This is a genomic window from Streptomyces sp. Ag109_G2-15 (assembly GCF_900215565.1).
Classification (GTDB): Bacteria; Actinomycetota; Actinomycetes; order Streptomycetales; family Streptomycetaceae; genus Streptomyces; species Streptomyces diastatochromogenes.
Genome location: NZ_OCNI01000001.1, coordinates 6,197,217 through 6,209,613, shown reverse-complemented (window position 1 = coordinate 6,209,613; position 12,397 = coordinate 6,197,217). Strand labels below are relative to the sequence as shown.

Sequence of the window (12,397 nt, the reverse complement as noted above, 5' to 3'; positions counted from 1 at the left end):
CGTGAACGTCTCATGAACTGGCCTTGGGCGTACGCGGGCGGCGCAATCATGCTCCCGTGCACTCCTGGACGGATACTCTCCGCTTCGCCTTCCAGCCGGTGGTCAACCTGAGGACGGGCGCGGTCGCCGCACTGGAGATACTGGCACGCCCGGAGACCGGCGACATCCTTGCCGAGGCCCGCCGCGACCCCGAACTCGACGGCAGGCTGGCCGTGTTGGCGGTGCGGGCGGCGACGCTCAAGGAGACGCTGCTGCCACTGCACGTCAACGTGTTCGCGGCCACGCTCGCCGACCTCGGCGGCCTCACCCCGCTGCACGACGCCGTACGCGCAGCGGGCCGGATGCCCTGGGAGGTGACCCTCGACATCGTGCCGCCCTACACGCACGTGCCGCAGCGGGCGCTGCTGGAGGCGGTGGCCTCGCTGCGCGAGCAGGGATTCCGGATCAGCGCGGACGGCATCGGCGACGGGGACGTGCCCCTGAGGCTGCTCACCGACCTCTCCCCCGACCTGATCAAGCTCGACGGCTCTCTGCTGTCCCGGCCGGCCGCGGTGCGGGCGATGCGGACGCTGTCCGAGCATCTGGGCGCGCTGGTGGCGGTGGAGGGCGTGGAGACCGAGCTGCAGTGCGCGGCCGCGCTGGCGGCCGGTGCGCAGCTCGCCCAGGGCGAGCTGTTCGCGCCGCCGGCCCGGATCCCGGCGGCGGACGTATACGTTCCGCCCCGCTCCCCCGGTGCCCTGGCCGTCCCCCGGTCCGGGCCGTCGGTACGGGAGTTCGTGCGGCCCGCCGCCGTCCTGCCGGTCACCGCTTCGGCCGGGCAGGTACGGGCGCTGCTGACCGGTTCGCCGGACGTCTCCGGGGTGTTGCTCGTGGACCAGACCGGGGTGCCGGTCCGGTCGGTGCACCGGTCGCGCTTCCTGCTGTCGATGTCCGGCCGGTACGGGCACGCGCTGTACGCGGACCGACCGGCCTTCAAGCTGAGCGACGCGCCGCGCACGGTCGGGGTCGACGCGACCGCCTGGGAGGTGCTGGACGTGGTGGCGATCGGCGGCCGCGACCGCACCTCGGACGACGTGGCGGTCGTCGACCACCGCGGCCGGTACGTGGGCGTCGTACGGCTCGCGGACCTGGTACGGGCACTGGCCGAGACCCGGGTGGAGGAGGCGGCGGGACTCAATCCGCTGACCCGGCTGCCCGGTTCGGACGCGATCACGAGTGAGGTGGACCGGCGGATCGGCGACGGGCGGGCGTTCGCGCTCAGCTGGCTGGACATCGACCACTTCAAACAGGTCAACGACGGTGCCGGGTTCGCGGCGGGCGACGAACTGATCCGCTCGGTGGGCCGGGCGCTGGAGCAGGCGGCGGCACGGCACGCGCGCGTGGGTCACATCGGTGGGGACGACTTCCTGCTGCTGGCCGAGGAGGAGGCGCTCGATCCGCTGATCGCCGGCGTACTCGACGCACCCTGGTCGGCGGGCGGACGCCCCGTCACGCTGTCCCTTGCGACCGTCGTGTGCCTGCCCGGCAGCGTGTCCGACCACCGGCAGGCCGCGGCCCATCTCGCTCCGCTGAAGAAGGCGGCGAAGGCGCTGAGCGGGACCAGCTGGGTGCTCGCGCGCGCGGGGCTGCCCGGACACGAGATCCGGCGCGGTTCCGGGGCAGCCCCGGCCCAGGCGGGGTACGCGGCGGCCGAGCCCCTCGGATGAACGGATCGACCGTATACGGCCGTTGAGCGCCGACCTGCGGGAAGAAAGCGGTCGGCCGCCGATCCCGGGCAACCGCTGTCACCGTTGCCGTCAGCAACCTTGACGGTCCCGTGGTGCCGGTGAACACTTCCGGGTGTCAGCCGACATCGCCGTACATTCTCGGCGTATTCAGGCACTGCGCCACGGGCCTTGTCCTGCTCTGCGGCCCGTCCACCAGAGGCGATCCGGCTGCGACGGCACGCTCGTCACGGACGCCGGGCGGGGCGCGGGACCCTCCCTGCCTTCGGCTGAAGTCGCCAAGGGAACCGTTCCTGCCCGGAGGGCCGGGGCCACTCGCCCCGGGCCGGCGCCAAGGGGGCCGCCATGAGCAACGGAGACATTTTCGTCGGCGAAGTCATCGGCACCGCGATCCTGATCCTCTTCGGTGCCGGTGTCTGCGCCGCCGTCACCCTCAGACACTCCAAGGCACGCGCCTCCGGGTGGGTCGTCATCGCGTTCGGCTGGGGGTTCGGCGTGCTCGCGGGCGCGTACACGGCCGCTCCCCTCTCCGGCGGCCAGCTCAACCCCGCGGTCACCATCGGCATCGCCGTGGACACCGGCAAGTGGGGCAAGGTCTGGATCTATCTGCTCGGCCAGATCGTCGGCGCGATGCTGGGCGCCGTCCTCGCCTACCTGGTGTATCTCGCGCAGTTCCAGGCCAACGTCCGCAAGGAAGGCACGACCGAGGGCGCCGCGGAGGAACCGGTGGCGACCCTCGGCATCTTCTCGACCATCCCGGAGATCCGGAACCCGGTCGCCAACCTCATCACCGAGATCATCGCGACGATGGCCCTCGTGCTGCCGATCCTCGCCTTCGGGCTGACGAAGGGGCTCGGCGAGTCCGGCACCACGGTGCTGATCGTCTCGCTGCTCGTCGTAGGCATCGGACTCTCCCTCGGCGGGCCCACCGGATACGCCATCAACCCGGCACGTGACCTCGGCCCGCGCCTCGTGCACACCTTCCTGCCGATCCCGAACAAGGGCACGTCCGACTGGGGTTACGCGTGGATCCCGGTCGTCGGCCCGCTCATCGGCGGGGCACTCGCGGGCCTCGTCTACAACGCGGCCTTCTGACCCAGCGACCCGACCCAGCGACCCAGGGACAGCCATGACGGATTCCGCCGAGAAGTACGTCGCCGCCATCGACCAGGGCACCACGTCCAGCCGCTGCATCATCTTCGACCACGGCGGCGCGATCGTCGCCGTGGACCAGCGCGAGCACCGCCAGATCTTCCCCAAACCGGGCTGGGTGGAGCACGACGCCACCGAGATCTGGTCCAAGGTGCAGGCCGTCGTGGCGGGAGCGCTCGCCAAGGCCGGGCTGCGTGCCGACCAGTTGAGCGCCCTCGGCATCACGAACCAACGGGAGACCACGGTCCTGTGGGACCGCGCCACGGGCAAGCCCGTGCACAACGCGATCGTCTGGCAGGACACCCGTACCGCGGCGCTGTGCAACGAACTGGGCGGCACCGACGGCCAGGACCGCTTCCGCGACCAGACGGGACTGCCGCTGGCCAGCTACTTCTCCGGGCCCAAGGCGGCCTGGCTGCTGGACAACGTTCCGGGCCTCAGGGACCGCGCCGAACGCGGCGAGATCGCCTTCGGCACCATCGACTCCTGGCTGATCTGGAACCTCACCGGCGGCACGGCCGGCGGCCGGCACGTCACCGACGTCACGAACGCCGGCCGCACCATGCTGATGAACCTGGAGACTCTCCAGTGGGATCCCTCCATCCTCTCCGCGATGAACGTGCCCGAGGCGGTCCTGCCCGAGATCAGGTCGTCCGCCGAGGTGTACGGCACCGCCGTCGGCCAGCTCGCCGGTGTGCCCGTGGCCTCGGCACTGGGCGACCAGCAGGCCGCCGTGTTCGGGCAGGCCTGCTACGACGTCGGCACCGCGAAGAACACCTACGGCACCGGCAGCTTCCTCCTGCTCAACACCGGTGACCGGCCGGTGCCGTCCAAGAGCGGGCTGCTGACGACGATGGGCTACAAGATCGGCGGTGAGGCGCCGGTGTACTGCCTGGAGGGGTCCATAGCGATAACGGGCGCGCTGGTCCAGTGGTTCCGCGACCAGCTCGGCATCATCCGTACCGCCGACGAGATCGAGACCCTGGCGGCGAGCGTCGAGGACAACGGCGGCGCCTACATCGTGCCCGCCTTCTCGGGCCTGTTCGCTCCCTACTGGCGCTCCGACGCGCGCGGGGTCGTCACCGGGCTGACCCGGTACGTCACCAAGGCCCACCTCGCGCGCGCGGTGCTGGAGGCGACGAGCTGGCAGACGAGGGAGGTCGTGGACGCCATGTACCAGGACTCCGGGGTGCGGATCACGACCCTGAAGGTCGACGGCGGCATGACGAAGAACAACTTGCTGATGCAGCACCAGGCGGACGTCCTCGGTGTCCCGGTGATCCGGCCCCGGGTCTCCGAGACCACCTGCCTGGGCGCCGCCTACGCGGCCGGCCTGGCGACGGGTGTGTGGAACGACCTGGACGAGCTGAAGTCGCACTGGCAGAAGGACGCGGAGTGGACGCCGGCGATGGAGGCGTCGGTACGCGACCGCGAGTACCGCAGCTGGCGCAAGGCGGTGGAGAAGAGCTTCGGCTGGCTGGAGGACGACGAAGCCTAGGAGCCGCGCGCTCCACGCGCGCGTGCGGCCCCGCCCAAGGACCACGGCCCGTACCCCGGTCGGCGGGGGTACGGGCCGTGCCGTGGATCAGGTGGTGAGGGCCTGGCGGCGGTCGGCCGCATACTCCATCGCGTGCTGGACGACCCCGATGAGCACCTCCTTGACCGACTCCCGGTCACGGGCGTCGGTCAGCAGGACGGGCACGTCGTCATCCAGGTCGAGGGCCTGGCGGACGGCGTCGGCGGGATAGCGGGCCGCTCCCTCGAAGCAGTTGACGCCGACGACGAAGGGTATGCCGCGCCGTTCGAAGTAGTCGACGGCGGCGAAGCAGTCCTCCAGACGGCGCGTGTCGGCCAGGACCACGGCGCCGAGCGCCCCCTCGGACAGCTCGTCCCACATGAACCAGAACCGTTCCTGCCCGGGCGTTCCGAACAGGTACAGCACGAGGTCCTCGCGCAGGGTGATGCGGCCGAAGTCCATGGCCACGGTGGTCGTGTTCTTGCCCTCCACGCCGCTGATGTCGTCGACCGGGCGCCCGGCCTCGGTCAGCGACTCCTCGGTGCGCAGCGGCCTGATCTCGCTGACCGCGCCGACGAGGGTCGTCTTGCCCACGCCGAAGCCGCCGGCCACCAGGATCTTGAGCGTGACGGGCTCGACCGGGGGCATGCCGCGTTCAGAACGCCCGAGGATCATCGATCTCTTCTCCTGCTTGATGGTGGTCGGGCGACGGTCGGCCGTAGCCGCCGCCACCGGGGGTTTCGATGACGAGTACGTCGCCGGGACCGACGTCCGCCGATCCGCTTCCGCCGAGTTCGGTGACCGTGCCGTCGGCACGCTCCACCCGGTTGGCTCCGAGCGCGCCGGGCTCGCCGCCCGCCATGCCGTACGGCGGCACGCGGCGGTGCTGGGACAGCGTGGAGACGGTCATGGCTTCGAGGAAGCGGATCCGGCGCACGGCGCCGTCCCCGCCGCGCCGGCGTCCGGCGCCGCCGCTCCCCCGCCGGACGGCGAACTCCTCGAGCCTGACGGGCAGCCGCCACTCCAGCACTTCGGGGTCGGTGAGCCGCGAGTTGGTCATGTGTGTCTGTACGACGTCGGCGCCGGGGAAGCCGTCGCCGGCACCGGATCCGGAGGCGACCGTCTCGTAGTACTGGTGGCGTTCGTTGCCGAAGGTCACGTTGTTCATGGTCCCGGAGCCCTCGGCCTGGACGCCCAGGGCGGCGTACAGGGCACCGGTGATGGCCTGGGAGGTCTCGACGTTGCCCGCGACGACCGCGGCGGGCGGCTCGGGTGCGAGCATCGAACCGGGCGGTACGACGATGTCCAGGGGGCGCAGACAGCCGTCGTTGAGCGGGATGTCGTCGGCGACCAGGGTGCGGAAGACGTACAGGACCGCCGCGTTGACCACCGAGAAGGGGGCGTTGAAGTTGGTGGCGAGCTGTGCGGAGGTACCGGTGAAGTCGATGGTCGCGCGGCGCTCGGCACGGTCGACGCGCACGCGGACGCGGATGAAGGCGCCCGAGTCCGTCTCGTAGGCGTACTCCCCGTCGTCCAGGGCGTCGATGACCCGGCGGACCGCTTCCTCCGCGTTGTCCTGGACGTGCCGCATGTAGGCCTGTACGACGTCGAGGCCGAACTCCTCGATCATGCGGCCGACTTCGTCGACGCCCTTCCGGTTGGCGGCGATCTGGGCGCGCAGGTCGGCGAGGTTGGTGCGGACGTTGCGGGAGGGGTAGGGCGCCTCGGTGAGCAGGCGGTGGGTCTCCTCCTCCCGGAAGCGGCCGTTCTCGGCGAGCAGCCAGTTGTCGAAGAGGACGCCCTCCTCCTCGATGGTGCGGCTGTGGGCGGGCATGGAGCCGGGGGCGATGCCGCCGATCTCGGCGTGGTGACCTCGGGAAGCGACATAGAAGAGGATCTTCGACTCACTCTCCGTGTCCGTCGCGGAGTCGGTGTCGAAGACGGGGGTGATCACGGTGACGTCGGGCAGGTGGGTTCCGCCGTGGTACGGGTCGTTGACGGCGTAGGTGTCGCCGGGGCTCATCGACGTGCCGCGGCGGCGGATGACCTCTTTGACGCTGGTGCCCATGGAGCCCAGGTGGACGGGGATGTGGGGCGCGTTGGCCACCAGGTTTCCGTCCGGGTCGAACAGGGCGCAGGAGAAGTCCAGGCGTTCCTTGATGTTGACGGACTGGGCCGTGGACTCCAGCCGGGCGCCCATCTGTTCCGCGATCGACATGAAGAGGTTGTTGAAGACCTCAAGCAGAACCGGGTCGGCTTTTGTGTCCAGATCGGAACTCTGCGTAATCGCCGCGCGTTCCATGACCAGATGCCCGTCGTCGGTCGCGGCGGCCCGCCAGCCCTCGTCGACGACGGTCGTGGCACCGGCCTCGGCGATGACCGCGGGTCCGGTGACGGTTTCGCCGGGCGGAAGGGCCTCCCGGCGGTGGAGGGGTGCGTCGCGCCAGGCGCCGCCGGTGTGGAGGCGGACGGTTTCGGGGGCGGCGGGGTGGCCCTCGTAAGGAGCGAGGGCGGAGAGATCGGGGGGTGTGGTGATGCCGGTGGCTTCGACGGAGAGGGCTTCGACGACGATCGGGCGGTCGAGGGTGAAGGAGTACGTGGCGCGATGACGTTCTTCGAAGGTGTGCCTCATGGTGTCGGGCTCGGTGAGCTCGACGGTGAGGGTGGTGTCCGTGCCGTCGTAGCGCAGCTGGGCGCGGCGGGTGACCTCGATGCGGTCCTCCGGGACGTCCTCGACACCGAGTTCGGCGCGGGCTGCGCCTTCCAGGTCGTCGGCCGTCTTGTGGATGCCGGGCATCGAGGCGGCCTCCAGGGGTGCCTCGACGGACTGTTCGCGCATGGCCGTGGTGTCGGCGAGGCCGATGCCGAGGGCGGAGAGGACACCCGCCATGGGAGGTACGAGGACGGTGCGGATACCGAGCGAGTCGGCGACGCTGCACGCGTGCTGGCCGCCCGCTCCACCGAAGGTGGTGAGGGCGTAGCGGGTGACGTCGTGGCCCTTCTGGACGGAGATCCGCTTCACGGCGTTGGCGATGTTGGCGACAGCGATCTGCAGGTAGCCCTCGGCCACTTGCTCGGGTGTGCGGTCGTCGCCGGTCCGCTCGCGGATCTCGCGTGCGAGGTCGGTGAAGCGTTCGCGGACCAGGGCGGCGTCCAGCGGCTGGTCGCCGTCCGGGCCGAACACCGCAGGGAAGTGGGCGGGTTGGATGCGGCCGAGCATCACGTTGGCGTCGGTGACGGTGAGCGGGCCTCCGGCGCGGTAGCAGGCGGGGCCGGGGTCGGCGCCGGCCGAGTCGGGGCCGACGCGGTAGCGGGAGCCGTCGAAGTGGAGCACGGAACCGCCGCCCGCGGCGACGGTGTGGATGTCCAGCATGGGGGCGCGCAGCCGGACGCCCGCGATCTGGGTGGTGAAGACGCGCTCGTACTCGCCGGCGAAGTGCGAGACGTCGGTGGAGGTGCCGCCCATGTCGAAGCCGATGACGCGGTCGAAGCCGGCGCGCTGCGACATGCGGGCCATGCCGACGATGCCGCCGGCCGGCCCGGAGAGGATGGCGTCCTTGCCGCGAAACTGCCCCGCCTCGGTGAGCCCGCCGTTGGACTGCATGAACATCAGCCGTACGCCGTGGAGTTCGTCAGCGACGTGCCGGACGTAGCGGTGCAGCCCGGGCGACAGGTAGGCGTCGACGACGGCGGTGTCCCCGCGCGGGACGAGCTTCATCAGGGGGCTGGTCTCGCTGGACAGCGAGATCTGCGGGAATCCGGTGCGGGCGGCGAGGTCGCCGATGGCGCGTTCGTGGGCGGGGTGGAGGTGGCTGTGCAGGCAGACGACGGCGACCGCGTGGATCCCGTCGTCGTACGCCTGCTGGAGGGGGCCCGTGAGGGCGTCGAGGTCGGGCTCCCGCAGGACGGTACCGTCGGCGGCGATGCGCTCGTCGGCCTCGATGACGCGCTCGTAGAGCAGCTCGGGCAGTTCGATGCGGCGGGCGAAGATGCTGGGGCGGTTCTGGTAGGCGATGCGCAGGGCGTCGCGGAAGCCCCGCGTGATCACCAGGAGGGTGCGTTCGCCCTTGCGTTCCAGCAGGGCGTTGGTGGCGACCGTGGTGCCCATACGGACTGCGTCGATGGGCTCCGGGGAGCCGTCGAGCAGCTCGCGTACGCCGGCGACGGCCGCGTCCGCGTACCGGGCGGGGTTGTCGGACAGCAGCTTGTGCGTGAGCAGGCGGCCGTCCGGGCGACGCGCGACGATGTCGGTGAAGGTGCCGCCTCGGTCGACCCAGAACTGCCAGCCTGTCACGTCACTACTCCGCTTCCGCGCCGGTCACAGCGCCCGGAGGCCGTTGATCACGTCGCGCAGAATACTCTCGTCCGGCAGCTCGGCCGGGGGCACCGGACGTGTCACATGGACGAGTTCCGCGTGGACGAGGTCCCCGATGAGGACGCGCACCACTCCGATGGGCAGATCCAGCTCCGTGGCGAGTTCCGCGACCGACTGCGGTGCCGTACGGCAGAGCCCGACGATCTCCACGTGCTCCGGGGAGAGTGTCGGGTCCGTCTCCGGATCCCCGGCGTCGGGTTCGGTGACGACCACCGCGATCAGATCGAGGCGGTGCTGGGCCGGACTCGTGGTGCGGCCGCGCGTCATGGCGTACGGACGGACGACCGGTCCGGCCTCGTCGTCGAACCAGTGGCTTCTTCCCTGACCGTCTACGCTCATGTCATCCCACTACCCGCCTGCGGGCAGATCGGTGCGCGGAGCGGCGCCCAGATGCACACCGACCCGCTTGACCAGCAGCGTCATCTCGTAGGCGACCTGCCCGACGTCGGAGTCGGCGTCCGAGAGGACCGCGAGGCAGCTGCCGTCCCCGGCGGCCGTGACGAACAGGAAGGCATCGTCGAGCTCGACCACGGTCTGCCGGACGCTGCCCGCCTCGAAGTGCCGGCCCACGCCCTTGGCGAGGCTGTGGAAGCCGGACGCGACCGCGGCCAGGTGCTCGCTGTCCTCCCTGGTCAGGTCCTTGGACACACCCGTGGGCAGACCGTCGCCGGAGAGCACGACGGCCTTGCGGATGCTGGCGACCCGGTCGACGAGCTCGTCCAGGAGCCAGTTGAGCTCCCCCTTGATGGTCTCCGTGTGGCCGGTGGCCTTCGGTGCGGTCATCGACCGTCCCCCTTAGTCGTTCCTGGTGCTGTGCCGTTCCGGGCGTCGCCCGCGGCGTTCTCCTCACGGCCGCGCTGCCAGCCGCGCTGGAGCGAGGCCATCCGGCTGCGGACCTCGTCGGCGTCACGGTCGGCGGGCTGTGCCGCGTCTTCCGGGCGCCGTTCCGCTTCCTGCCTCAGCTGCGGGGCCAGGTTGGCCTGCCGTACGCGCCGGGGCAGCGGCCCCGCGCCGGGTGCGGGGGCCGCGCCGCCGGCGGGCAGGACGCCGTCGCCCGGGCCGTCACCGGAAGCGGCCGCCGCGGGCCGGGTCCGTCTGGGCAGTGCCGGGCCTTCGGAGGTCTGGTTGCCGCCGCCGGCCGCAGTGGCCGTGCGCTCGTCGACGCGGTCGGCGAGTCCGGTGCGCCGGGTTGCCTCACCGCGGCGGCGGGCCGGCAGGGGAGCCAGTCCGCCGGTGTCGGGGCGGCGCGGGCCGGCCGCGGGCTGCTCGTCCGGTTCACCGCGGCGGGACCGCTGCTCAGTGACGGGCCTGCCGTGCGAACTGACCAGCTTCGGCGTCTGGCGCCGGGGCAGCGGTACGGGTCCGCCGGAGCGGTCGCCGGCCGGGGTGTCGTCGGCGCGCGGGGAGGCCGGCTGATGGGGCTCGACCAGCCGGGAGGCCGCCTGGTCATCGGCGCCGCGGCCGCGGGGGCGGGGGCGGAACAGGCCGCCGCGCTCGCTCTCCTCATCGGTCAGGGCGCCCGGGAAGTCGTCGATGGCGTCCAGGTCCACGGGGGCCTCCAGCTCGACCGGACCGTCCAGCAGAGGGGCCGGCCGGCCGGGCAGCTGCACCGGGGCCTGCGACCGGGCGGGGGTGAGGCTCGCCGCCGGCTCGGTTTCCTTCGAGGGGCGGTCGAGGCGGAAGCCGATGCCGTTGGTGTCCGGGACGTCATCGGTCAGCAGCGCGTCCGGGATGAACACGACGGCGGTGGTGCCGCCGTAGGGGGACGGCTGCAGCGAGACGCGGACGTTCTGGCGCTGGGCGAGGCGGCTGACCACGAACAGTCCGAGCCGGTCCGTGTCCGAGAGTTCGAACTCGGGGGTCTCGGCGAGCCGGAGGTTGGCGTCGAGCAGCGCCTCGGCCGTCATGCCGAGTCCCCGGTCGTGGATCTCCAGGGTGAAGCCGTTGGCGACCCGCTCGCCGAGGACCTGGACGGCGGTGTGCGGCGGCGAGAAGACCGTGGCGTTCTCGAGGAGTTCGGCCACGAGGTGGGTGACGTCGGCGACGGCGGGACCGGTGACCGCGACCCGCGCCAGGCGCCGCACCTCGACGCGCTCGTAGTCCTCGACCTCGGCGACGGCGGCGCGGACGATGTCCATCAGCTGCACGGGGCGGCGCCACTGCCGAGACGGTGCGGCGCCGGAGAGGATCACCAGGCCCTCGGCGTGCCGGCGCATACGGGTGGTGAGGTGGTCCAGACGGAACAGGTCGGCGAGTTCGTCGGTGTCCTCGGTCCTGCGCTCCATGGTGTCGAGCAGGGTGAGCTGCTTGTGCAGGAGGACCTGGCTGCGGCGGGCGAGGTTGACGAAGACCTCGGAGACGCCGGCCCGCAGTTCGGCCTGCTTGACGGCGGCCTCGACGGCCGCGCGCTGGAGGGTGTTGAGGGCCTGGCCGACCTCGCCGATCTCGTTCTTGTCGTACTCCAGCCGGGGCACCTCGGTCTCGACGTCGACCTGTTCCCCGGCGGAGAGGCGGCGCATCACGCTGGGCAGCCGCACCCCGGACGCCTCGTGCGCCTCCAGGCGCAGCTGCCGCAGGTCGCGTATGAGACTGCGGCCGACGCGCACGGACAGGACGACGGAGAGCAGCAGGGCGACGAGGCCGAGGACGCCGGCGACGGCCGCCTGCACGATCACGCCCATGGCCACGGGCTGCGTGCGGTCCTGGAAGCGGTCGCCGACCTGGTCGTCGAGGGTGCCGAGTTTGTCGAGGACGCTCGCCGCTGCGGAGTCCCAGCTCTGGGCGGTGACACCGCGCGGGGTTCCGGAATCGGTGGCGATGGCGGTCTGTTCGGCCACGCGCAGCGGGGCGGTGGTGGCGTTCTTCCAGAAGCGTTCGTACCGTTCGCGCTCCGAGGCGGGCAGGAGCGGCAGGCTGATGTCGTACAGCAGCGTGCGCTGGGCGACGAGGTCGGAGATGTCGCGGGTTTCGTCGTGGGAGAGCCTGCCGACCACCAGCGCGGAGCCGAGCAGGGCGTCCTCGCGGGAGAGCAGTTCGCGGGCGCGGTTCACGTTGACCAGGGCCCGGGCCTGCTTGTCCATGTCGACGTCGTCGATGCCGTCGAGGGCGTCCAGCAGGGTGTAGCAGGGGTCGACGAGCTGGTCGTAGCGGTCGAGAGCCTGGGCTCGGTTGACCGTGCGCTGCTCGACGCTGCGGCGCAGGGAGTCGAGGGCGTCGAAGGCGTCCAGGACGGTGGTGAGGCGCTCGCCGTCGTCCCCGTCCATGGCGTCGCGGACGTCGTGGTCCTTGGCGCTCCTGCGGATCTCGGCGACGGCCCGGTCGGTGGCGGTGCGAGTGCGGTGCAGCGCCGTCAGGGCGTCGGCCGCTCGTGGGTCGGCGAGGTAGACGAGGGTCTGCCGGCGTTCCTGCTGCAGGCCGCGGACGGCGTCCTCGGTGGGATAGGCGACGTTCTGGACGATGTCGGACACGTGGAAGAGCCGGGTGACTTCACGCCCCGTGAGCACCGTGGCGAAGCCCCAGATGGCGGTCAGGGACAACAGCGGCACGAGAAGCAGCGCCACGATCTTCCGGCGGATCGACTTCCCGCGAAAGCGCATGGCCTCCCCCAGCTCGACCCCCGCCGGTCGGGGG

Annotated in this window: 8 protein-coding genes; 3 read left to right on the top strand and 5 right to left on the bottom strand. The window is 71.6% G+C overall.

The genetic code is table 11. The features are described 5' to 3' along the window. Positions 1 to 56 precede the first annotated feature (56 nt). The 3 genes from CRP49_RS28045 to glpK all read left to right on the top strand — a co-directional run bounded on the left by CRP49_RS28045 (position 57) and on the right by glpK (position 4,374). Positions 57 to 1,706, top strand: coding sequence for a GGDEF domain-containing protein (locus CRP49_RS28045; RefSeq protein WP_097257568.1), 1,650 nt, complete (start codon positions 57 to 59; stop codon positions 1,704 to 1,706). 363 nt (positions 1,707 to 2,069) lie between these two features. After that, positions 2,070 to 2,819 carry an MIP/aquaporin family protein gene (locus CRP49_RS28040; RefSeq protein ID WP_097255863.1) on the top strand — a complete coding sequence of 250 codons (750 nt, stop codon included), beginning with the start codon at positions 2,070 to 2,072 and terminating at the stop codon, positions 2,817 to 2,819. A gap of 34 nt (positions 2,820 to 2,853) precedes the next feature. Further along, positions 2,854 to 4,374, top strand: a complete 1,521-nt coding sequence (gene glpK, locus CRP49_RS28035) for a glycerol kinase GlpK (protein ID WP_097255862.1) — start codon at positions 2,854 to 2,856, stop codon at positions 4,372 to 4,374. 87 nt (positions 4,375 to 4,461) lie between these two features. Here glpK and CRP49_RS28030 read toward each other — a convergent pair whose 3' ends face one another. Genes CRP49_RS28030 through CRP49_RS28010 form a run of 5 tightly spaced genes read right to left on the bottom strand, consistent with a single transcriptional unit; the run spans position 4,462 to position 12,363 of the window. Further along, a complete protein-coding gene (locus tag CRP49_RS28030) occupies positions 4,462 to 5,067 on the bottom strand; it encodes an ATP/GTP-binding protein (RefSeq protein ID WP_097255861.1) in 606 nt (201 codons plus the stop codon). After that, on the bottom strand, positions 5,048 to 8,686 hold the full coding sequence (locus CRP49_RS28025) for a hydantoinase B/oxoprolinase family protein (protein WP_097255860.1): 3,639 nt from the start codon (positions 8,684 to 8,686) through the stop codon (positions 5,048 to 5,050). The genes CRP49_RS28030 and CRP49_RS28025 overlap by 20 nt, the downstream gene beginning before the upstream one ends. Positions 8,687 to 8,710: 24 nt before the next feature. Continuing rightward, positions 8,711 to 9,106, bottom strand: coding sequence for a DUF742 domain-containing protein (locus CRP49_RS28020; RefSeq protein ID WP_094220788.1), 396 nt, complete (start codon positions 9,104 to 9,106; stop codon positions 8,711 to 8,713). 9 nt (positions 9,107 to 9,115) lie between these two features. After that, entirely contained in the window at positions 9,116 to 9,550 is a 435-nt protein-coding gene (locus CRP49_RS28015) for a roadblock/LC7 domain-containing protein (protein WP_097255859.1), read from the bottom strand. Next, positions 9,547 to 12,363 (bottom strand): nitrate- and nitrite sensing domain-containing protein, encoded by a 2,817-nt coding sequence (locus CRP49_RS28010; RefSeq protein WP_097257567.1) that lies wholly within the window; start codon positions 12,361 to 12,363, stop codon positions 9,547 to 9,549. The genes CRP49_RS28015 and CRP49_RS28010 overlap by 4 nt, the downstream gene beginning before the upstream one ends. Between the last annotated feature and the right edge of the window lie 34 nt (positions 12,364 to 12,397).